Source organism: Chryseobacterium sp. MHB01, assembly GCF_034651565.1.
GTDB classification, from domain to species: domain Bacteria; phylum Bacteroidota; class Bacteroidia; order Flavobacteriales; family Weeksellaceae; genus Chryseobacterium; species Chryseobacterium nepalense.
This window is the reverse complement of record NZ_JAYEDA010000002.1, coordinates 483,256-505,998: the sequence shown is the minus strand read 5'-3', so window position 1 is coordinate 505,998 and position 22,743 is coordinate 483,256. Positions and strand designations below refer to the sequence as shown.

The following is a 22,743-nucleotide window of genomic DNA, read 5'->3' as shown; positions in this document are numbered from 1 at the left end:
GTGCAGTAAAATAGAAATATCCATTTTTGTCATATAAAATTAAAGAGATGGAAATTTTCGGATACATTGCCGCAATATTTATTGGTATTTCCTTAGGGCTGATAGGAGGAGGGGGAAGTATTCTTACTGTGCCTGTCTTAGTATATCTCTTTGGTATAGATGCCTTCGTAGCCACAGAATATTCACTTTTCATAGTTGGAATCAGCAGTGTGGTAGGTTCATTTTCCTACTTTAAGAAAGGGCTGGTTAATATAAAAACAGCTTTGGTTTTTGGTGTCCCGTCAATAATATCTATTTTTTTGACCAGAAATTTTATTTTGCCACTGATTCCTGATGAAGTTCTTACAATCAGTACTTTAGTGGTTACCAAAGATATCTTATTACTTCTGATTTTTGCATTATTAATGATTCTCGCATCGTACAAAATGATTCAAAGTAGAGTAGCGCCGCAGATAGAATCGATTCATTTTAATAAAAATAACAATCTTTTGGCAGCAGGGCAAGGGTCGGTTGTCGGGGTGCTTACTGGTTTGGTCGGTGCGGGTGGTGGCTTTATGATTATTCCTGCACTCGTCAATTTGCTCAAGACACCAATGAAGGTAGCCATCGGTACCTCGCTTGTCATCATTTCCCTGAATTCCCTTATCGGATTTTTCACTTCAATGCACAACGTCCCGATCAACTGGAAACTACTTGCAACGGTCTCATCCATTTCCATAGTGGGGATTATTATAGGAGCACAATTGTCAAAAAAAATAGACGGTAGAAAACTCAAACCTGCTTTCGGCTGGTTCATCTTAATAATGGGAATTTACATTATTGTAAGAGAGCTTTTAATGTAGCTTTTGAGCATCTTTTGCAGCGTGAGTTTGTCGGAAAATTATTGCATCCAGGTTCGCTGATTCTCAATAAAAGAATTCAGTTATTTTTATTCGAAAAATCTATTTTGTATTTTAGAAAAGAGAAATAAACTGCTCTGTAACAAAAGTAACCGTATATGTAATCTTAAACATATATTTTTGAAATAAATTAATTAAAATGATAGAAGTTATAAAACAACCCTGGCCGTGGTATATTGCGGGTCCGTTAATAGGGCTTACAGTTCCGGCTTTGCTGATACTGGGTAACAAATCTTTTGGAATCAGTTCATCTTTAAGGCATATTTGCGCAGCGTGTATTCCAGCCAACATTATTTTTTTCAAATACGACTGGAAAAAAGAACTCTGGAATTTGTTTTTCGTTTTTGGGATTTTGCTCGGTGGAGTTGTCGCATCTCAATTCCTTATGAATCCTGGAGAATTATCGATTAATCCGAATCTGAAAGCCGAACTTGCAACCTACGGAATTACCGATTACAGCAATCTCGTTCCTGCTCAATTGATGAATTTTGCGAGTCTTTTAACGATAAAAGGTTTCATTACTATGGTTGTCGGTGGATTTTTGGTAGGTTTCGGAACCCGTTATGCAGGTGGTTGTACCAGTGGACACGCCATTATGGGATTGGCAAATTTGCAGTTACCATCACTTATTGCCACAATATGCTTTATGGCAGGAGGTTTTCTAATGGCGAACGTGATTTTGCCGATAATTCTTTCACTTTAATTTAAAAAAATATGGCAACAGAAAAAGATATACGTCATCAGGACAGCGTTTGCACCAACGAAAGTCATCTTACTCACAAATGGTATTACAATCTTAAATACCTTTTGGTAGGAATTGTATTTGGGATTGTATTTGTAAAAGCAGAAATCATCAGCTGGTTCAGGATTCAGGAGATGTTCCGTTTGCAGTCGTTTTTTATGTACGGCGTAATCGGTAGTGCAGTTCTTACAGGAATGATTTCAGTGTTTATTATTAAGAAATTCAACATCAAAACAATTTACGGGGAAAGGATTTCAATTACACCGAAGAAATTTAACAAAGGACAAATCTATGGCGGGCTGATTTTTGGATTTGGCTGGGCAATGACGGGTGCCTGTCCGGGACCTCTTTTCGCACAGATTGGAACAGGTGCATTGGCTGTTGGAGTTACTTTGCTGAGTGCCATTTTTGGAACTTGGGTCTATGGATATTTGAGGGATAAATTGCCCCACTAATATATTTTCAGTAAAAATCTAATCGTAAGAGACTGATTCAATTTTGAATCAGTCTCTTTTTTACAATATTATTTGATGACTGTTGTTAATATTGAGGTATTTTGAGTTTATTTTTAAATTATTTTATATTTTATGCTTAGTTTTTAGCTTATGTAACAAATGTTACTTACTGTTTTTATCAGATTATTTAGCTTTACAAATCATCAAAAAGTCTGGCTATGGAAAATCATTTTCAAATCATCATTATCGGAGCAGGAACAGGAGGAATTATGACTGCTGCTTCTCTCATAAATACCAATGAATCCCTCAATGTTCTCATCATAGACCCTTCCGAGAAACATTATTACCAACCAGCGTGGACTCTCGTAGGAGCTGGAACTTACGATTTTAAAGACACAGCAAGACAGACAAAAGATTTAATTCCCAATGGTGTAACCTGGCTTAAAAACAAGGTTACAGAAATTCATCCCGAACAAAACAAGATTTCTGCAGATAATGGCACGAGTTATTCTTACGAATATCTCGTGGTTGCACCTGGGCTGGTGAATAATCTTTCTCTGGTAGAAGGTTTAGAAGAGGCGGTGAAAACGGGTATTGTTTGCAGTAACTATATAGATCCCGAGTTTACGTGGAAATCTCTTCAGAGCTTTAAAGGAGGAAATGCGCTGTTCACTTTGCCTACAACGCCCATCAAATGTGGAGGCGCGCCGCAAAAGATAATGTATCTTGCCGCAGATTATTTTAGGAGAAAAGGTATTTCAGATAAGGTAAAAATTACTTTTGCGCTTCCCGGTGGTGTTATTTTTGGCGTAAAAGAAGTCGCTGAAACGTTGATGAAAGTCATTTACCGTTACCATATCGATTTAAAAACACTGCACGGACTTTTTAAGATTGACCCGGTGAATAAAATTGCCTATTTCAAAAACGAAGATCGTATTGTTGAGATTCCGTTTAATTTTCTTCATCTTGCGCCGCCACAGGAAGCTCCACGTTTTATTAAAAATTCAGTTTTAGCTAATGAGGCAGGCTGGCTTGATGTTGATATTAACAGTCTTCAGCACAATAAATTTCAAAATATTTTCGGAGTAGGAGATGTAGCCGGACTTCCAACTGCAAAAACTGGTGCTGCAATTCGAAAACAAGTTCCTGTAGTGGTTTCTAATCTCATCAATATGATTTTAGGTGCAAAACCAGATAACAAATCTTATAATGGATATTCTTCGTGCCCGCTTGTAACAGGTTACGGAAAAATGGTTTTGGCAGAATTTAACTATAAAAATGAGTTCACACCAGACCCGAATCTCAAAAAGATGCTCATTTCAGACAGTTCAAAAGAGCATTGGAGACTTTGGATTCTCAAGAAATATATTCTCCCGTATCTCTATTGGAACAAAATGCTGAAAGGAAAAGAAGTTTGAAATGTATACCAAAAAAGTTACGTCAATAATTTTGGTGTTTGCTTTTTCAATGGTTAAAACGCAATCTGTTAATTTAGATAATCGTGATAAAGTCATCATCTCAGGAAATCTACGAAACTTTTTGATGTCAACAGACAATCTTACAGGTACCGATTATTGGGCAGATGCTTTAGCAGGAAATTTAAAGGTTGAATACAAACCCGTAAAACGTATTTCCATTGGAGTTTCTGCTTCGTATCTTTCTAAAGTTGCATCATCAGATTTGGAAGAAAAGGATTTGAAATCCGGAAAATCTTCCAAGTGGGAACGGGAACTTTTTGACTTATCTTCTCCTCAGAATCTTTATGCCGTTTCAAGGCTTAATCAGTTGTATTTACAATACGAGAAAGGGAAATCAAAATTTACGATAGGAAAAATTCCGATTAAATATTCTCCGCTTATCAATCCAAGTGACGGCAGAATGTTACCTATAGAATATGGCGGATTGAGCTGGAATTTTACTTCCGGTAAATCACAGGTTGATGTAGCATTGCTGAATTCTGTTTCAATGCGTTCAAATTCAGAATGGTCAAAAATGAAAGACGCAATCGGAGTATTGGATAACGGATTTCAACCAGACAGCTCAAAAGCAGATTATCTCAGTGAAAATAACAGCACAGGTGTTGCCATCTTTCACTACGGAAGAAAATTTCGAATTGCAGATATTAATTTTTACAACATACATTTAGATAAAACACTCAATACATCTTGGTTTCAGCTGGGTTTAAATTTTCCTAAATGGGATTTTGGGTTGATTTACAGTTATCAGATTCCGGATTCTTACCAAAGTCGATTAAAATATTACGAAAGATATGTCCAGCCAGATGAAAACGGTCAGGTTGCAAGTTTTTTGTTTCGATATAAGATCAAAAATTTCGCTTTGGAGTTTGCTTATTCTAAAGCATTTGATACCGGCAGATTTTTATTTCCGAAAGAATTGGGAAGAGATCAGTTTTTCACATCGCTTCCGAGAAGCAGATTGGAAGGTTTTGGAAATGTTGATATTATAAAAGTTTCGGTCTTATTTCATCATGGAAAATGGTCGGCTCACTCAGATTTTAGCATCAGCAACGGAGTTTCCGAAAATGATTTTAAAAATAATAAGTACAATACAGATGATTTTTTGCAATGGAATAGCTTTGTCGCTTACAAAGTCAGTCATAAACTGGAAGTTGATTTGCTTTACATTTTTAAAAGAAATCTGCAAAGCTCAAACCCAATTGCAGTCTATCAAAAGACCAATTATAATCAGTTAAATTTAATTACGAATTATTGGTTTTGAAAAATTTAACTTATGTAACAAAAGTAGCGGTATAACACTTTGTAAACCCCGAAATTTGTACTATAATATTAAAAAAGTATAACCCTAAAAAATTACATTATGTTTTTTCAGCATATTTATGATAAGAGCCTTGCGCAGGCTAGCTATTTAATAGGATGTCAGGCAAAAGGTGAAGCCATTGTTATCGATGCCAAAAGAGATATCGATACCTATCTTCAGATTGCCAAAGAAAATAATCTCACGATTACACATATTACAGAAACTCATATTCACGCCGATTTTTTGTCGGGTTCTAGAGAACTTGCGGAAGTGACGGGTGCAAAAATGTATCTTTCGGATGAAGGTGGTGAAGATTGGCAATATCAGTTTCCACATACCGGATTAACGAATGGAGATATCATTAAAGTTGGAAATTTAACTTTAAAAGTCATTCACACGCCGGGACATACGCCGGAAAGCATCAGCTTTTTATTGACCGATCATCCTGCAACGGACGAACCGGTGATGATTTTTACAGGAGATTTTGTTTTTGTGGGAGATATAGGAAGACCAGATTTATTGGAGAAGGCGGCCGGAATTACAGGAACTCAGGAAAAAGGAGCGAAAGAAATGTTTCATTCTGTTCAGGATTTTAGCAGATTGCGGGAGTTTATCCAAGTTTGGCCGGGACACGGTGCAGGTTCGGCTTGCGGAAAAGCTTTGGGTGCAGTTCCGAGTTCAACGGTAGGTTATGAAAAAATCAGAAACTGGGCTTTTCAATATGAAGAAGATGAGGAAGGTTTTGTAGAATATCTGCTGGAAGGACAGCCGGAACCTCCAAAATATTTTGCAATGATGAAAAAACTCAACAAAGTGGAAAGACCTTTATTAAAAGAAGTTCCAAAACATCCGAAACTTTCCAAAGAAGAATTTTTGAAAGCTTATCAAAATGGAGTTAAAATTATAGACACGAGAAATAAAGTAGATTTTGCCCAAGGTTTTATACCAAACAGCATCAATATTCAGGGTAATAATTCATTTTCCACGTGGATGGGATGGATTGTCAATTATTCCGAGCCGTTTATTTTGGTTGCTCAGGAAGAACAAATGGAAGATCTTACCAGAAAACTGATGAGAATCGGGATGGATCAAATGATGGGCTATATTGATGACGTGAAAAATTTAGACTTAGAATTACAGACTGCCGATATTATTGATATTGAGGAATTCAAATCTTATCTGAACAGAGATAATATTCAGGTGGTTGATGTAAGAAATAAAACCGAATATGACGCAGGACGTATTGAGAATGCTGAGAATGTCTTTGTGGGAACTTTGGAGGATAATCTGGATAAAATTTCCCATGAAAAACCAATTGTAATTCATTGTCAAAGTGGCGACAGAGCAGCAATTGCCTATTCTCTACTGAAGAAAAACGGTTTTGAGAACGTCAAAAATTTCTCTGGCGGAATGAAAGAATGGACAGAAAAAGCAAACCCTGTAAAAAATTAAGATGGATTTATTATCAATGTTATTCGGAAAAAAAGACAATGCTGCGCTGGAAACTGCGTTGGGAGAAGGTGCTTTTTTGGTAGATGTAAGAACGCCCGTAGAATTTGCTTCGGGAAGTGCTGAAGGGGCTGTTAATATACCTTTGGATGTCGTCAAAGACCAGATTTCCAAGTTCAGGAATAAGAAAAACATCATTGTTTTCTGTAGAAGTGGAAACCGTAGCGCAATGGCAAAAGGAACATTGGAACGAAACGGAATCACGAATGTTCTCAACGGTGGCAGTGTACAGAATATGATAAAACTAACGGAACAATAATGAAAGATTTTTGGGACGAAAGATACCGCCAGTCAGATTTTGTGTACGGAGATCAACCAAATATCTATTTTGCCGAAAAATTGGCTGAACTCACTCCCGGAAAAGCTCTTTTTCCTGCTGAAGGAGAGGGTAGGAATGCTGTTTATGCGGCAATTCAGGGTTTTGAAGTTGAGGCTTTTGACCAAAGTGAAGAAGGCAAAAAGAAAGCGATGCAGCTTGCTGAAATAAACTCGGTGAAAATAAATTACACAACGGTTTCGGCAGATACAATAGGTTATAAAAAAGAAAGTTTTGACCTTTTAGTAATGGTTTTTGCCCATTTTCCTGAAATATTGAGGCGGGATTTGCACAGATGGTTTTCATCGCTTGTGAAGAAAGGTGGGGGAATTATTCTGGAAGGTTTCAGTAAAGAGCATTCTAAATTTCAAGACGAAAATCCAAATGCAGGCGGACCAAAACATTGGGAAATGCTTTATGATTTAGAAGAACTGAAAACTGATTTTTCCGATTTCGATTTTCAGGAAGCATATATTTCCGAAACCATACTGAGTGAAGGCGCTTATCACAAAGGAAAAGCTTCGGTTGTACGCTTTTTTGGTACAAAAAGATAAAGAAAAGTATGGATAATTTATTTAAAAACTGGAACTTTGTAAGGTTGCTTCGTCTGGCAATGGGAATTTTCCTTGTTGTAGAAGCCACACAATCTGGAATGTGGATTTTGGTGGCTGTCGGAATGGTTTTTGTTGTAATGCCACTATTCAATATCGGCTGTTGTGCTGCGGGAAACTGTTCTGTCCCAACAAGAAATTCAAAAAAAAATGGGGATAAGGTTGAATATGAAGAAATCAAATAAAATCTGAAAAATGAATAAATTTCAGGAACTAATCAGTCAGGAGAAACCCGTATTGGTAGATTTCTTTGCAGAATGGTGCGGTCCATGCAAAATGCAGGCGCCTATTCTTCAGGATCTCAAAAAGAATATTGGTGATGTAGCAAGCATTGTTAAAATTGACATCGACAAAAACCAGGCGGTTGCCTCGCAATTCGGAATCCGAAGTGTTCCTACTTTGATGATCTTGAAAAATGGAGAAGTAAAATGGAAACAATCCGGTGTTTTTCAGGCGGATGAACTGGAAAGATTAATCAAGCAAAACCTTTAAAATGTATAAAAACCTAATCGTTGTATTTTTTCTCATCGCAATTACAGGATGCGGAAAAGCTCAGAGTAACAAAAGCGAGAGCAGTCTTCCTGCCAAAGAATTTTCTAAAAAATTGGACCAGACCAAAGATGCACAATTGGTTGATGTAAGAACACCTGGAGAATTTCGTAACGGTCATCTTAAAAGTGCAATGAACATCGACTGGAATGCAGATGACTTCACAGAGAAAGCAAAAGCGCTCGATAAGGATAAACCTGTATTTGTGTATTGTATGAGCGGACCCAGAAGTACGGCCGCCGCTGCAAAACTTCAGGAAATCGGTTTTAAAAATGTATATGAAATGCAGGGAGGAATGATGAAGTGGAGGAACGCTGAGCTTCCGGAGATCAAAGCATCAACTGCTACAGGAATTAGTCTTGCCCAGTATAAGGAAATGTTGAAAAGCAATACTCCCGTTCTGGTGGATTTTTATGCAGAATGGTGCGCTCCCTGCAAAAAGATGGAGCCTTACCTTAAAAAGATGGCTGCTGAAATGCCGGATAAGGTGAAAATTTTAAGAATAGATGCAGATGCAAATACAGAACTCTGCAAAGAACTGAATGTTTCTGCACTACCGGTCCTGAAGCTGTATAAAAACGATAAATTAGTCTGGGATAATTTAGGTTTTGCAACAGAGCAGGAAGTGAAAAACAAGATTGCACAATAATGTATTTCATATAAATTCTGTTAATGTTTTTGACCTTAGTAATTAAAAATTTATATTTGCAGGAATGACTTATCAGAAATTAAATACCAATCATATAATGAAAAGCGTTATTGCAATGTTTTTCATTATATGTATTTTAATTTCTTCCTGCGCTGTAAAATACGGTATCAAAAACCTACTCAGTCTGCAGCCTTCCGCTAAAAGTCATACCTCCGCACCAAAGGAGAAATTTACCACCAACACAACCACGGCCTCTGTCTGCAACTTTTGCAAGGAAAGAGAAATTACCGCTAAAAATGATACCCATTTTTCAGTGGCGGAATTTCAGGAGCTTGCTGCATTTACATTCATTCTATTTGCAGGGGCATTTCTGTTTATAAATCTTAGAGAACATCCATTTTACAGTACTTCCAAAATTGGAATTACGGTTCCCATCTTCATACAATACCGCAAACTTATCATTTGATTTAAAATTTAATTGGTCTCTTCTTGTAGAGACTCAAACGATTGATTTTAAATTTTTATTAATCCTTATCGGAATCATTTCGGTAACTGTTAATCTTTCATACAATGATAAGAAAAAGTCTTTCAGTCCTTATTTTTGGGCTGATTACTCAGCAGTCTGTCCTTTATGCCCAGCAAGAATCACTTTTGGGTAAAATATGGACAGAAACACAAAAAAACTATTCAGGGATCCGTGCAGCCGAGTCTGCAATAGAATCTTCAGAATATAACGAAGAGACAGTAAAATCCAAGGCATTACCACAGGTAAAGCTTCAATATCAAAATACCTACGGAACATTAGAGGGAAGCAGTGGTGGTTTTTTCCCACAGTCCGGTTTTTTTAATGTTTCCGGAAACAGGAATTCGGGCTCCTCTTTATCCTCAAACAATTTCGGCTCAGCCATTGCGGAGTACGAGATCTACAACTTCGGGCGTCAGAGATCCGAGGAAAGATCAGCAAATGAGTTCACACAAAAGCTCAGGACAGATAAAGAATCCTATTTGCTGAGGCTCAAAAAATTGCTATCACAACGTTATCTTGACTATGTCTTTAATGGCGCCAAGCTCAGATGGGCAGAGAGAAACTCGACGAGGCTCGAAGAAATCCACAGTTCAAGCAAAGCCCTTTCGCGTGCCGGTCTCAAACCGGAAGCAGATTCTGTACTTACCTATTCATCGTACGTTCAGGCATTGGCAATGCAAGATAATTGGTTTGGAAAGCAGCAGGCAGCCACAGAAAAACTTAAGGAATTTTACATTGATAATTTTAAAGTAGAGGATTACCAGGTCAGTCATTTTCTTGACCCTGAAATAAATTCTTTTAACAGTGAGAAGGTTAATCCATCACATCCTTTTTTAAAGTCCATCCATCAGGAGTCCGAATACTATCAGACCAAAGCGGAAACAGAGAGAAGATCATCACTTCCGTCGCTTAAGATCTTGGGAGGTTATGCTTACAGAGGTTCAGGATCCGATCCATATGGCAATGTCTCAGGGAAATTTACCGATGGTTTCTCCAATTCTGCCAACAATGCTCTTGTTGGACTTGGATTGACGTGGAATATCAGCAGTCTTCATACGAACAGGCAAAAAGCCAATATGCTGTCAAAAGAAGCGGAACGTCTGGGTTATCTCGAAAACCAGTATCAGCTATCAATGCAGACTGAGATTAAAGCCCTTGAAAGCAGGATTGTAGAACAGCAAAAACAACTTAAGAAAGAAAGTGCTTCTGTGAAAGGCGCATCAGATGCCTACGAAATGTATGTAGCAAGATACAAGAGTGGTCTTATTACCCTCACTGAACTGTTACAGATCCGTCAGATTCTTGAAAATGCAGAAAAAAGTCAGATCGATGCCGCAAAAGAATTCTGGGAGCAGGTCATAGCAAAGGCTGAACTCACCGGCGATTTTGATTATTTATTTACCCAACTTTAAAATTTTAGAATGAATTTAATACGTTTTGCGCTCAGAAAGCCCATTGCCGTCATGGTCGTTTTCCTGTCGGTCATTGTGCTTTCGCTTACAGCTATAAAAAAAATAAAAGTAGATATTTTCCCGGAGGTAGAGTTGCCGTCAATGTATATTGCGATGCCTTACGGAGGGCTTTCACCTCAATATATGGATGGTTTTATGTCCAATGAATTTCAAAAAGTTTTACTCTTTGTGAATGGTGTCAAGAATATTGATTTCAAAAGTGTTCAGGGACTGACCTTAATGAAACTGACCTTTTATCCAGGCACCGATATGGCGCAGGCTGCAGGTGAGGTTTCCACGCAGGTTTCACGGGCAATGGGATTTTTACCACCCGGTGCAGTACCGCCTATGGTTGTGCGGTTTGACGGTAATTCACTCCCGGTCGGTCAACTTGTCTTTGAAAGTGACAATCACTCTGTAACAGAGCTTCAGACAATGGTCCTAACCAAAATCCGGCCGATGTTTGTTGAGATTCCCGGTATTACGGCTCCGGCACCTTTTGGGGGTAACATCCGTTCGATCGTTGTAAATATTGACCCGGCTGCAATGCAGAGTAACGGACTAAGTCCGGAAGAAATTACTTTGGCGATCACAAAAAGCAGCCATCCTTCGCCAGCAGGAAATATCAGAATGGGCGAAACGAATTATATGGCACCGATCAATTCCATAGCCAAAGATCCTGCGGAGTTTCTTAAAATCCCGATAAAGACCCAAGACGGTAGAACTCTTTACGTGGGTGATGTAGCCAATGTTCAGGATGGAGCTGACCAGACATCTGGATATGCATTGGTCAATGGGAAACGCTCTGTGTATCTCCCGGTGATCAAAAAATCAGATGCTTCAACACTGACAGCAGTTGAAAATCTAAAAAAAGCAATGCCAAAACTGAGAGATCAGCTTCCGGATGATGTGAAGGTGAGTTATGAATTTGACCAGTCAAAATATATTGAACGTTCCCTTTCAAATCTAATTCATGAAGGACTTTTGGGTGCACTTTTTACAGGACTGGTCATTATTCTTTTCCTTGGTGACCTTCGAGGTGCACTGATCGTGGTCTTTACAATTCCCATAGCAATATTAACAGCCGTCTGTGTGCTCTATTTTGCAGGATATACTATTAATATAATGACCTTGAGTGGGTTAGCCCTATCCATCGGAATTTTGGTAGATGAAGCTACGGTCACGATCGAGAATATCCACCAGCATATGGAAATGAGGAAAACCAAACCCAAAGCCATTCTTGATGCAGTACTTGAAATTTCCATTCCGAAGGTGCTGATATTATTATGTATTCTGGCCGTTCTTACGCCTGCCTTCATTATGACGGGCATTCCAAAAGATATGTTTCTTCCGCTTTCTTTTGCAGTTGCATTCGCAATGATAGCTTCCTTTCTGGCATCCCAGACCTTCGTTCCGATCCTGGCTAACTGGATGATGAAGAATAAGCATATTGAGAAGCATTATGTTAAAAACAGGAGTTTTTTCTATCGATTCAGAACGGGCTACAGTCACAAAATGAGAAAATGGTCGGGAAGGACTTTGGTATTGTTTTCGGCCTATATCATTTTCTCGGGCCTTTTAATATTTTTAATGATGCGCTCATTGGGAACCGATATTATGCCTCTTTCCAACAGCGGTGATTTTCAGATGAGAATTGATGCGCCACAGGGAAGCCGTCTGGAGAAAACTGAAAAGCTGGTGAAGGATATTCTCAAAGATATTGAAGGTATTTTGCCGGAAAATGCGGTCAGCATCAGTTCGGCCTATGTCGGTTTACATCCGGCAGCAACGCCGATCAATCCCATATTTCTTTTCACCAACGGAACACACCAGTCTGTTTTGCAGGTTTCTGTAAATAAGGAGATCTTTTCAGGGTCTATGGAAGATCTGAAAGAAAAGATCCGCAAGAAGATTGCTGAAAAGCATCCTGAAGCACAAATCAATTTTGAACCGATGGAACTTACCGAAAAAATTATTGGACAGGGATCGATGACCCCGATAGAAATCAAGGTAGGATCTCCGAATCTGAAACTGGCGGCATCTCACGCAAAAAAAATAGAGGAAAAGCTGAAAAGCAACGATTTCCTGCGAGACGTCCGCATTGCAGAGCCACTTCAATATCCGACGTTACAGATCAACGTAGACCGAAATCTCGCTGCGCAGTTCGGACTGACGATGCAGGATGTGACACGCAGTCTTGTGACCGCTACCTCTTCAACCCGCTACACCGACAAGAACCTCTGGGTCGACCCAAAATCAGGACTTGTCTTTCAGACACAGGTCCAGATTCCAGAAAGTATAATGAACTCTGAAGAGATCCTGAAATCACTTCCACTGAAAAAAGACAGCCCGAGACCCGTTCTTGAAGATATCGCTACAGTTAAAAAAACGACCGCACCTGCACAGGTCAACCGAAAGGGACCTATGAGATATGTAACAATTATCGGAAATTTGTACGGAAAAGACCTGGGCTCTGCTTCCAAAGCGGTAAAAAATGCCATCAGTGAGACCGGAAAACCTCCAAAAAGTGTTTCTGTCTGGACAGAAGGCACACTGCAGCTACTGGATGATACACTCGACAGTCTTGCAATGGGACTTTTGGCGGCAGTACTAGCGATATTCCTAATGCTTTCTGCTTATTATCAGTCATTTAAAGTACCTTTTGTTGTTCTTTCCGTGATTCCTTCCGTGATCGTGGGAAGTCTTGTTTTGATTTTCATTACCGGCAGTACGCTCAACCTCCAGTCATATATGGGGATGATTATGTCCATCGGTGTTTCGGTTTCAAATGCCGTATTACTTATCAATCAGGCAGAGTACTACCGTAAACATTACCATATCAGTGCGCTTCATTCTGCGAGAATGGCAGCGGCGTCCAGACTCCGCCCTGTACTGATGACCGCTTTGGCGATGCTTGCCGGGATGATTCCTATGGCAATCGGTATCGGGGAAGGTTCTGAGCAGGTTGCTCCACTTGGTAGAGCTGTTATCGGTGGTATCATCGCATCCACTCTTACCATTCTGCTTTTGGTTCCGCATTTTTTTGCAGCAGTAATGTCCAATGCAGGACATTCAAATCCTTCCTTGGATCCGGAAGATGAGGAAAGTAAATTTTTCGTACAATCTTAAATAATTAAAAAATAATGAAAATCATCAATAAAATAAAATACATCTTCATTCCGGTCGTTCTTTTGGGAATGGCTTCCTGCTCGGGCGAAAAGGAAAGTAAAAATGAAACAAAAAAAACAGTTCAGCCTGCTCGGTCTTTCGTGACCACAGAAATCAAGCTGATAAATCCCACTTATCAGATTTCCGTTCCAGGCGAACTGAAACCTTATGAATCGGTGCAGATCTTTGCGAAGGTTGCCGGATTTATCAAGAAAATTTATGTTGACAGAGGTTCAGTTGTGACCAAAGGTCAGCTTCTTGCAGTTCTGGAAGCACCAGAAATGAATCAGGATTACCTATCCGATAAATCTTCACAGCAGAAAACATACACCGACTATCTTTATGCTAAACAGGCTTTTGAGCGATTGCAGGACGCGGCCAGTACAAAAGGAGCTGTTGCCGACATAGAACTGGATAGGGCTAAAAGCATTATGCAGAGTTCCAAAGCAACATACGAGGCATCAAAAGCGGGCACCGGTAGGTCTTCACAGATGAATCAGTACCTTAGGATCACGGCACCTTTCAGTGGTGTGATAATGGATAGGAATCTGTCGGTAGGAGCCTTGGTTGGTCCCAATTCAGGAATGGCTCTTTTCAGTATTGCTCAGAAAAATAAGCTGAGACTGACGGTATCTCTTCCTGAAAAACATGCATCAAGTGTCAATGAGGGGATAGTGGCGCAATTTACGGTCAACTCTATCCCGGGAAAAAATTTTGAAGCGCATCTTTCAAGGAATTCCGGTGTTATCAGTCAGGAAAACCGTTCGATGACCCTTGAGTTTGACGTTCCAAATCCGGGCACTGTCTTAAAAGGGGGGGAATATGCACAGGTCCAGCTCAATCTGAAAAGAAGTGCACCTACATTTTTTGTACCCACGAAAAGTATTCTGCAGACTCAATCCGGAACCTTTGTGATGACCTTCAATGATAATACGGTAAGCAGAGTTGCTGTGAAAGAAGGAATCACCTACGAAAAAATGACCGAGGTCTTTGGTGCACTATTCGGCCATGACAAAGTTCTAGTAAAACCTTCCGAAGAAATTGAGGAAGGAAAGATATCAACCCCAAAAAAAAATAAATAATGATAACGACCTTAAAATTTAAAACACCTATTTTCATTCTTATGATGACCCTGTTTTCTTTTTCTTTGAGTGCGATGCAATCAAGAGTTGAGAATCAGGATGGGCCCATCCCACAAAATAATGTAAATGATAATGAGGATATCATCTTAATCGATGAGAACGGAAAGAAAATTGCTTTGAGTGAACTGAAAGGGAAGGTGGTCTTTGTAAATTTCTGGGCCACATGGTGCAGGCCTTGTGTCGAAGAAATGCCGAGCATCAGAGACCTGAAAGACAAATTCAAGGGAAATGACAATATCGTTTTTGTCCTTCTCAATGTGGAAGCCAACCTGACAAAGTCTAAGAAATTTATGAAGGATAAAAACTACGATCTTCCGGTGTATGTAGCAGCAGACACTATTCCTTCGCAGTACTTTCAGGGAGCAATTCCGACGACTTTGATCTTTAATAAAAAAGGAGAACTCGAAGCACAGATGCAGGGAGGGCAAGATTTTGACCGACCTGAGATTTATGAAGCGCTGAAAAAGTTAACCGGACAATAATTTATTAAAATAAGAACAATGGAAAAATTTAAAATATGGCTTCGGAAGAACTGGAGTACGGCACTTTTGGTGTCAATATTCATCGTGTTGCTTGTGAGTCCCGATGCAAAAGCCTGGCTGATGCGCCAGATCATCTCTACCGGTCTTATGAACTCAAAGATTGAAGAAAAGGAAACAGAGCCGGCCGTTGAGTCGACTCCTTTGTCCAGTACTGAAAACTTCAGTGTCAGAAATGATAAAGGTGAGATCATCAATACTTCTGACCTCAAGGGAAAAGTGGTATTTATTAACTTCTGGGCGTCCTGGTGCCCGCCTTGCCGTGCGGAATTCCCTTCGATTCAGACATTCTACGACCGATTTAAATCCAATAAAGATCTTGTTTTTCTTACAGTCAATCTGGATGAGCAGACCGCCTTGGGTAAGATGTATCTTGAAAAAGAACAATTCACTGTTCCGTTTTTAGTTGCAGAAGGTTCGATTCCAACTGCTTTTTTTAATGGTTCACTTCCTACGACCGTCGTTTTGGACAGATCAGGAAAAATTAGGATGCATCATGCGGGAATGGCAGACTACAGCAAAGAATCATTCTATCAAGAAATCAATCAACTTTTAAATGAAAAATAATGAAAAACTTAATTAAGATATTGACCTTCTCAGTTTTCCTGACAGGGTTTATGGGTTTTGCGCAAAAGGCAACAGTTTACGAACCTGCAAAATCTATTAATAAGGAGTACAAGGCTTTGTATGTGATCAATGAAGGTGATGACCAGAAAATCAGAGTCATTATCAGAAATATCAATAACGCGATGGAAGATCCCAGGCTGAAAGGCAAACTGAAGGTCGAACTGCTGGCCTTTGGGGGCGGAGTGGAAATGTTCAGAAAGAAAAACCCCTACGGGGAACTTCTTACAGGTCTGCAAGATAAGGGGGTAGTGATGGTACAGTGCGAAAATACCCTTCGTGAAAAAAAGATCGAAAAGTCCGAATTATTTGAGTTTGTAAATTACACCCCCAGCGGAAACGGGGAAATGATTTTGAGACAGGATGAAGGATGGGCAATAGTTAAACCCTAAAATTGGAAATTATGAAATTATCAATAGGATTCATCAACGATGTGCACGGCTATATGGAACCCCATCCAGAGCTGTTTTATGACTATCAGAAAGAATATGTTAAAAGTGCAGGAGGTTATGCCAGAATTCAGACCATCTTCAAAAAGATCAGGGCAGAAAATCCGAACGCATTGCTCTTTGACGGAGGGGATACGTTTCACGGAACAGTTCCGGTGGTACAGTCGAAAGGAGAGGTCTTGATTCCCATACTTAACCAACTTGGATTTGATGCAATGGTAGGACACTGGGACTTTGCCTATACACCAAGACATCTGTTAAAACTGGAAAGCCAGCTCAATTATCCCGTCTTGGGCTGCAATGTTTTTGATGAGCAGGGAAAACGATTTCTACTACCTTACAAAATATCTGAAATTGGAGGACTCAAAATTGGTATAATCGGGATCTGTTCCAATATTATCGATAAGACAATGCCGGAGAAGTTCAGTGAAGGCATAACGGTGACCGATGGAATTGAAGAGACGAATCAATGCGTCAGAGAATTAAGAGAGGATGCTGTGGACATTATTATTCTTTTGTCGCACAATGGTTATCCGCAAGATATCGAACTGCTCAAAAAAGTGGAAGGAATCGATATTTGTCTCAGTGCACACACCCATAACAGGATGTACGAAGCAGAAAAAGCAGGAAACTGCATTATCATCCAATGTGGCTGCCACGGATCATTTGTAGGAAATCTAAAGCTTGATGTCGAAAATGGAATGATTACACATTTTGATTACAAGATCATTGAAACTGACGACAGTATTGATGAAGATGTAGAAGTTAAAGATCTGGTGGAAAAAAGTCTACAGTCTTTTGCTGAAATGAAAAGTACAGTATTGGGGACGACAGAACATATTTTGCACCGCTATTCCACGCTGTCTTCTACTATGGATGACTTTCTTCTGTCTGCCGTCAATTTTGCGACGGACGTTGAGATCTCCTTTTCCAACGGATGGCGCTATGGTGCACCTATAAATGTCGGAAATATTACCCTCTGGGACTTATACAAAATCGTGCCGATGAATCCGCCTATTTCCACCACAGAGCTTACTGGAAAAGAGATCTTTGAAATGTTAGAAGAAAATCTGGAGCGGACCTTTTCCGCAGAGCCGATGAAACAAATGGGAGGTTATGTTAAGCGTTGCAACGGATTGAGAATTTTGATGCGCATTGAAAATCCGCCGGGTTACAGAATTCAGGAAATCTATTTTCAGGGAAGACATTTACAAAAAGACAAGGTTTACAAAGTTGCTTTCCTCACCGAGCAGGATGTTCCAAAGAAATATGGGAAAAACCGCACAGAGACAGGATCTAATGCCATAACAGCAATGACATATTATCTTGAGAATAATTTTCACATTGAAAGATCTGAAGATTCTTTTCTTTTGGTCTGAAATAAAGGCAGAAGATCCGAAGATCCTCTGCCTTTTATTTTATGTGCTGGGCAATTACGATGATTGAATGTTGCTATAAGATCAGGCTGTTGATAAAGTTTTCCAGATTAGTAAATCCTGTTAGAGTGATGACTGATCCGTCTGCGGCATCATTCAAGTTCAGTCTGTTTTATTATTAATATAATCTAAAAATATTTGTAAAAATAAAGTAGGTTTTATATCGTAGGAAATCTGTGAGATATTAATCGTTCAAATTGAAATTTTCCACAATATTTTTTTAAGAGATAAACTACAACGAGTCTCTAGTAATAAACTTCCTATAAAAATCATTGAACTCAAAAATATTATATGTAAAAAATTCGTGTAAGTATTGCTCTACCCTTTCAATTTTTGTCATTGGCTTGTAAGTTTATTTATAGATTTAGATTACCAATCCATATTTGCTGAGTTATCAAATATTCCCTGCAAATGATCACAAAATTTTTCCATAATATCATTATCGTGCATTGCAGATTCATACATCCCATTGCTTGCATAAGGTAATATTGTGATCAAACCTTGCCCTTGGGTATATGTGAGTGCAGGTTTTAAATTGCTGCTATTCATATCAGAGATAAAAGATTCTATCAAACATATAACTTCATTATCTTTAAATTCCAGTGTGCCTTGAAAAGAAAACCTATTTTTAGTCTTATTAAAGTTCATCATTACTGGTACAGCACCGGCTCCGGAATGAAAGTGGAATGCATTGCCGTCTTTTCCAAATGCACCGTGAGCAACAAAGTTCCTTACCTGATTCCTTATCATCAGTAATTCAATATAATATTCCTTTAACATATCGTCAGATATGACAGTATTGAATTTAGTTTTCCATTCGGCATCGATTAATTTTGTGACTTCTTCCCCTGTTTTTATTTTTTGTGTAAGGATAGCAAGATGAATAAATAGATGTTCTGTCCAGCTAAAAAATGATTCAATAGTTGAAATTGCTAACCATTTTGTGCTTTGCCGTATCTTGTAGTAATTTTTGGAACCTAGAACAAAAGTGCCATCAATAGAAATCCTTTCTTTAGATAATTTTTCTAGTTTCTTATTTTCTGATTTATATAGATTTAGAAAATAGTTAAATCGTTCAAATAAATATCCATTATTATTTACAATATTTATTTCGGAACTCTTGATAGCCTCTGCTGCCAAGTGGTTAAAATATGGTCTTGAAGATTTTATCGCACCGTTAATTTTCTTAGTAATTATTTTCGCATCTTCTTCATCTTCCTTATTTTGAATAAAAACCCCAACTCCCATTTTCCTGTGTTCAATCAGAAATGCTTTACCATTAAAATCAATTGGAATAGACCAAGCCAGCTTTTCAGATCTTCCTGTGTCTTTGAAACCTAATAAATTTACAAATAGAAAATAAACTAAGTAGTAATCCTGTATCTCCCTTCCTGCATCACTTCTTTCAGCAAAAAATAATAGTTTTTCGTTTGCTTTTGTATTATCATCGACTTGCTTTATTGGAAATAATATTTTCAGGGCATTTTCTTTGTATTTTTCAATATTCATATTCTATTTTTATGCAGGTAGTTGGGTTTTCATTTTCCGGCTTTAAGCATCTTCAATGATTTAGATAAAATAATTTTAAACTATTTTAATGTGTTTTTTATATAATAAATCTAATGTATCTAAGTTCAAAATTCGAATTAATTCTTATCGATTCAACTGGCGCATTAAGATATTTGGCTAGGACTGTCTTTAATCCATTTTCATTATACCCATCAATATAATACTTCGATATTTCTTTTTTAATATCATTTCCGTTAAAGATTATTGATTCGATCACCTGGACTATTCTATCTCCAAAACCATCGTTTGTTGTTTTTTGGCTGCATTTAATTTCAATATTTATTGTCTGCGAATTTGGTAAAAATAATACAGAGTAATCCTGTTGAATTAAAATACCATTTATGAAATCGAATGATTGATTGAATGCTGGATTATCTCTTAATTTAAAAATTTCTTCTCTATAATTTCCTTTAAAATTATTAAATCTGAATTCACCTTTGCTGTCGTAATACATTTCAAATAGAATTCCATTTAGAATATGATTCTCGGAGTTTATTTGAAAATCTAGTAGTGACCTATTAAGATTTTCAAAAAATGTCATAGCGGAATTTGCCCCACCAATAGCGCATTGTAATAAATTTCTTCCTAAAATGAACATTTGGTCCTTATCTAATTGACTTACTGGTATTGTTATTAAATAATCAATTGCAGGATTTTGTTTGTACCAATTGTAGGTCTTTAGTTCTTTAATTTTTTTGTAAAATTCTGAATCTTCATAATAATTTTCATCTTTCAAAACATTCGGATTATAAGGTAGGCTTAAAATATTTAGCTTTTGATGTTTGTAAAAGTAAAAATCACCAATTAATGAGGTGTGTTCCCAAGTTGTTTGTCTTCCTCCTGACAATGCAAAAACTGTCTTTCTTACAGATTTAAATAGATCTTCGACAGCTATCCTTTCGGACGAGAGGTGCTTTATTAGTGAGCCCGTATAAATACTATTATTCTCATATCCGACATCTAAAGCACCTTCATTTGGAGATGTTGAAAATGCTATTAGTGATCCTTTAGGAGCTATAATTGGACTAAATCCAAGTGCAGTCCCGCGACCAAATGATCTTCTGCAAGCATCTAATATCACTATGTTTAATTTAGTAGGATTTTGCCTGTATATGTCAAATAAATCATTTAAAGTAATACAATTTTGTTTTGCCACATATTTATTTTCAGGAGGAATTTGCGAATCGATACTCGCCAAAAAATTCTCTCCATCTACTTCGAATCCGTGACCTGCAAAATAAAAAATAGATGCATCAAAATCTTTTAGTAAGTCGCTATATTCTTGTAAAATTTCAACTATGTTTTTTTGATCGATATTTAGATATAATTTTACCTCATAATTGTAATCTTTAAAGATTCCAGCAATTTGATTTGCATCATTTTCTCCGTTAGTTAATTCATTTCCTTTAAAGTAGTTGTTATTGCCAATTATAATTGCTAATGTTTTCATATATCTAAGTCGATTTTGGATGTTTTTAAAATATTCGTTGATAAAATGTAGAAAATTAGAATTTTGCAAGCTATTCTGATTACCTAAAAGGATAACCTTTAAACAATCAACTTGTGTTTTTCGATATTGATATTCTCCATCACTTTAGACCTCAATATACAAAAGATATTGTTAGAAAATTACGGTTTCCTCTCAATATGAAAAAAGTTTGTCGCGACAATAACGCAACCAGAATATTTAAATTTGGCAAAATAAAAGAATTGTGTTTTACTAATATGCAAGGTAACACACAGTAATAATATGAGCCGGTCTTATTCTTCTAATAAACCTGAATTTTTGGTAAGAAAAACTTTTATAATTTCATCTGAATTAAAATTATCAGAATTGTGTGTTTCCTGATTGTTGTTACTCCCTTCCCTTGAAAGATTTTCATCAAAAGTTAAATTGAGTTTTGAAGTCTTTCCCTTAGTCATAACATTTGAAGATAGATCTAACTTTTCATAATACTTTGCAATTCCTTGTGGCTGTGTTTCAGCGAAAATTAATGGTGGGCAAAGTGAATAAATTAATTCTTCACCCTGAAGTAAAACTTCATCTTCTTTATGGCAAGGTATGTAAAACTGAATGTACGAATCTTGGTAATAAAGTTTAATCCAGTGAGAAGGCAATTTACTTTCTAAATTTCTTTTTTTGAAAATTAATACATAGGGAAATTTTACATTAAAACCAGATGCCCCCCTATGAATCTGTTTGGCATGCTGTACAAAATAAGCCTCATTGTTATTTCTCATCAGAAAATCAAAACAGAATTTATAGTTGTCTACTTCAACATCAGGAATTACAGTCAAGGCAATTTTCAGTAAACATTTAAAAATGTTAATCGGTATATAAGGATTATGTATAACGTTAAATTCTATAATACCTCCATCTAATTTTTTTTAATTACCCCTTGTTTATTTGATTCTATATCAATGCCATGAAAACCATTAAAACTATTTTTTTTAGCTACAATATTACCATCGTATGATTTAAATGTTGGAGGAGTTTGTGCTCCTAAGGCATTAACACTTCTATTCAAACCTAAAAAATTTGCCATATCACTTTCGAAACCTGAGAAATGATTGTTACACTTATCACATTCGTAATCTGACACCCCAGAATTATTTCCAAATAATCTTGAAATAATGTGAGGCTTGCTTTTAAAGGTTGTTGCATCGGACTTTTTACCACAGAAGCGACAGATTCTTTCTGATATTTTTTTTAGAGGACGCCTTTGATTATTTATTGGAGGAGTATACATACTTTTTAATTGATAATCCTTATCAAAAGCTTTTAGATGCTCAATATTTCCAGAGTATGTATATATGTTCATTAGTTATCCGTATTATTTTTCATTAACTTTAAATAACTTCGATTTTTACTACCTCACTACTAACCACTTTTGTATTTGTATCATTCATCTTCTGTCTAATTGTAACTTTAATTTTATCATTCTTAGGAGTAGGAAAATTCATTAAATCTGAAATATTTTTAAAATCAAAGGCTTTACAAAGTAATGTTATATGACGAGTAGAATATTTATGTCGCTGTGTTAATGACTCCACATTACTAACAAAACTTTTGGCCAAACCCATTTTTAGGCTAAGCTGATCTTTGCTTAGTTTTTTTGCTTTGCGAATGTTTCTTACGTGATTAATAAAATCCAAATCGAATTGTGTTGTTTCTAAATAAGTAATTTGTTCCATATATTTTTAAAAAAAATAACCCAATATGTTGGGTGTTAAATAAATATTTATTATTTTTGCTTTAGCGAATAAATCATTAACCTTCAACAAGGTAAAATGAACGATGTATCTCGAATCAAAAAGACCAATTTTCCAT

Annotated in this window: 24 protein-coding genes; 19 read left to right on the top strand and 5 right to left on the bottom strand. The window is 37.3% G+C overall.

Translation table 11 applies throughout. The features are described 5' to 3' along the window. Positions 1 to 47: 47 nt before the first annotated feature. From U9K52_RS05935 to U9K52_RS05845, 19 genes are all read left to right on the top strand, one after another. Positions 48 to 842 carry a sulfite exporter TauE/SafE family protein gene (locus U9K52_RS05935; protein ID WP_034741481.1) on the top strand — a complete coding sequence of 265 codons (795 nt, stop codon included), beginning with the start codon at positions 48 to 50 and terminating at the stop codon, positions 840 to 842. Between the two features lie 196 nt (positions 843 to 1,038). Continuing rightward, positions 1,039 to 1,602 (top strand): YeeE/YedE family protein, encoded by a 564-nt coding sequence (locus U9K52_RS05930; RefSeq protein WP_034741478.1) that lies wholly within the window; start codon positions 1,039 to 1,041, stop codon positions 1,600 to 1,602. Positions 1,603 to 1,613: 11 nt separating this feature from the next. Continuing rightward, positions 1,614 to 2,096, top strand: a complete 483-nt coding sequence (locus U9K52_RS05925; RefSeq protein WP_034741476.1) for a DUF6691 family protein — start codon at positions 1,614 to 1,616, stop codon at positions 2,094 to 2,096. 218 nt (positions 2,097 to 2,314) lie between these two features. Continuing rightward, the gene (locus tag U9K52_RS05920; protein ID WP_034741473.1) at positions 2,315 to 3,514 is read left to right on the top strand and encodes an NAD(P)/FAD-dependent oxidoreductase; all 1,200 of its coding nucleotides are present in this window, start codon (positions 2,315 to 2,317) and stop codon (positions 3,512 to 3,514) included. Positions 3,515 to 3,638: 124 nt separating this feature from the next. Beyond that, positions 3,639 to 4,835 (top strand): hypothetical protein, encoded by a 1,197-nt coding sequence (locus U9K52_RS05915; protein WP_040995549.1) that lies wholly within the window; start codon positions 3,639 to 3,641, stop codon positions 4,833 to 4,835. 99 nt (positions 4,836 to 4,934) lie between these two features. Continuing rightward, on the top strand, positions 4,935 to 6,326 hold the full coding sequence (locus U9K52_RS05910; RefSeq protein WP_034976041.1) for an MBL fold metallo-hydrolase: 1,392 nt from the start codon (positions 4,935 to 4,937) through the stop codon (positions 6,324 to 6,326). A gap of 1 nt (position 6,327) precedes the next feature. Then, complete coding sequence (locus U9K52_RS05905) at positions 6,328 to 6,642, top strand: rhodanese-like domain-containing protein (protein WP_034741465.1); 315 nt, start codon at positions 6,328 to 6,330, stop codon at positions 6,640 to 6,642. Continuing rightward, positions 6,642 to 7,253: a class I SAM-dependent methyltransferase gene (locus U9K52_RS05900; RefSeq protein ID WP_034741462.1), complete on the top strand. Its 612-nt coding sequence runs from the start codon at positions 6,642 to 6,644 to the stop codon at positions 7,251 to 7,253. The genes U9K52_RS05905 and U9K52_RS05900 overlap by 1 nt, the downstream gene beginning before the upstream one ends. Positions 7,254 to 7,261: 8 nt before the next feature. Continuing rightward, entirely contained in the window at positions 7,262 to 7,495 is a 234-nt protein-coding gene (locus U9K52_RS05895) for a hypothetical protein (RefSeq protein ID WP_034741459.1), read from the top strand. A gap of 10 nt (positions 7,496 to 7,505) precedes the next feature. Continuing rightward, a complete protein-coding gene (gene trxA, locus U9K52_RS05890; RefSeq protein WP_034976039.1) occupies positions 7,506 to 7,802 on the top strand; it encodes a thioredoxin in 297 nt (98 codons plus the stop codon). A 1-nt stretch (position 7,803) separates the two neighbouring features. Then, positions 7,804 to 8,508, top strand: a complete 705-nt coding sequence (locus tag U9K52_RS05885) for a thioredoxin domain-containing protein (protein ID WP_034741451.1) — start codon at positions 7,804 to 7,806, stop codon at positions 8,506 to 8,508. 97 nt (positions 8,509 to 8,605) lie between these two features. Beyond that, the gene (locus tag U9K52_RS05880) at positions 8,606 to 8,974 is read left to right on the top strand and encodes a hypothetical protein (RefSeq protein ID WP_123851096.1); all 369 of its coding nucleotides are present in this window, start codon (positions 8,606 to 8,608) and stop codon (positions 8,972 to 8,974) included. Positions 8,975 to 9,078: 104 nt separating this feature from the next. Continuing rightward, positions 9,079 to 10,446: a TolC family protein gene (locus U9K52_RS05875; RefSeq protein ID WP_034741446.1), complete on the top strand. Its 1,368-nt coding sequence runs from the start codon at positions 9,079 to 9,081 to the stop codon at positions 10,444 to 10,446. Between the two features lie 9 nt (positions 10,447 to 10,455). Further along, positions 10,456 to 13,614, top strand: coding sequence for an efflux RND transporter permease subunit (locus U9K52_RS05870; protein WP_322925643.1), 3,159 nt, complete (start codon positions 10,456 to 10,458; stop codon positions 13,612 to 13,614). Positions 13,615 to 13,628: 14 nt separating this feature from the next. Further along, positions 13,629 to 14,735, top strand: a complete 1,107-nt coding sequence (locus U9K52_RS05865; protein WP_042279168.1) for an efflux RND transporter periplasmic adaptor subunit — start codon at positions 13,629 to 13,631, stop codon at positions 14,733 to 14,735. Continuing rightward, entirely contained in the window at positions 14,735 to 15,277 is a 543-nt protein-coding gene (locus U9K52_RS05860) for a TlpA family protein disulfide reductase (protein WP_034741440.1), read from the top strand. The genes U9K52_RS05865 and U9K52_RS05860 overlap by 1 nt, the downstream gene beginning before the upstream one ends. 18 nt (positions 15,278 to 15,295) lie before the next feature. Beyond that, positions 15,296 to 15,901 (top strand): TlpA family protein disulfide reductase, encoded by a 606-nt coding sequence (locus U9K52_RS05855; RefSeq protein ID WP_034741437.1) that lies wholly within the window; start codon positions 15,296 to 15,298, stop codon positions 15,899 to 15,901. Then, a complete protein-coding gene (locus tag U9K52_RS05850; protein ID WP_034741435.1) occupies positions 15,901 to 16,350 on the top strand; it encodes a DsrE family protein in 450 nt (149 codons plus the stop codon). Before U9K52_RS05855 ends, U9K52_RS05850 begins: the two co-directional genes overlap by 1 nt. An 11-nt stretch (positions 16,351 to 16,361) precedes the next feature. Next, positions 16,362 to 17,786, top strand: coding sequence for a bifunctional metallophosphatase/5'-nucleotidase (locus U9K52_RS05845; protein WP_034741432.1), 1,425 nt, complete (start codon positions 16,362 to 16,364; stop codon positions 17,784 to 17,786). A 426-nt stretch (positions 17,787 to 18,212) separates the two neighbouring features. Here the strand turns inward: U9K52_RS05845 and U9K52_RS05840 are convergent, their stop codons facing one another. The 5 genes from U9K52_RS05840 to U9K52_RS05820 form a co-directional block, all read right to left on the bottom strand. Continuing rightward, positions 18,213 to 19,352 carry a hypothetical protein gene (locus U9K52_RS05840; RefSeq protein WP_034976031.1) on the bottom strand — a complete coding sequence of 380 codons (1,140 nt, stop codon included), beginning with the start codon at positions 19,350 to 19,352 and terminating at the stop codon, positions 18,213 to 18,215. Between the two features lie 97 nt (positions 19,353 to 19,449). Continuing rightward, the gene (locus U9K52_RS05835; protein WP_034741428.1) at positions 19,450 to 20,862 is read right to left on the bottom strand and encodes a caspase family protein; all 1,413 of its coding nucleotides are present in this window, start codon (positions 20,860 to 20,862) and stop codon (positions 19,450 to 19,452) included. A 311-nt stretch (positions 20,863 to 21,173) separates the two neighbouring features. Continuing rightward, positions 21,174 to 21,710 (bottom strand): hypothetical protein, encoded by a 537-nt coding sequence (locus tag U9K52_RS05830; RefSeq protein WP_034741425.1) that lies wholly within the window; start codon positions 21,708 to 21,710, stop codon positions 21,174 to 21,176. Between the two features lie 80 nt (positions 21,711 to 21,790). Beyond that, on the bottom strand, positions 21,791 to 22,234 hold the full coding sequence (locus U9K52_RS05825) for an HNH endonuclease (RefSeq protein ID WP_034741422.1): 444 nt from the start codon (positions 22,232 to 22,234) through the stop codon (positions 21,791 to 21,793). Between the two features lie 28 nt (positions 22,235 to 22,262). Further along, positions 22,263 to 22,607 (bottom strand): helix-turn-helix domain-containing protein, encoded by a 345-nt coding sequence (locus U9K52_RS05820; protein ID WP_034741419.1) that lies wholly within the window; start codon positions 22,605 to 22,607, stop codon positions 22,263 to 22,265. Positions 22,608 to 22,743 lie beyond the last annotated feature (136 nt).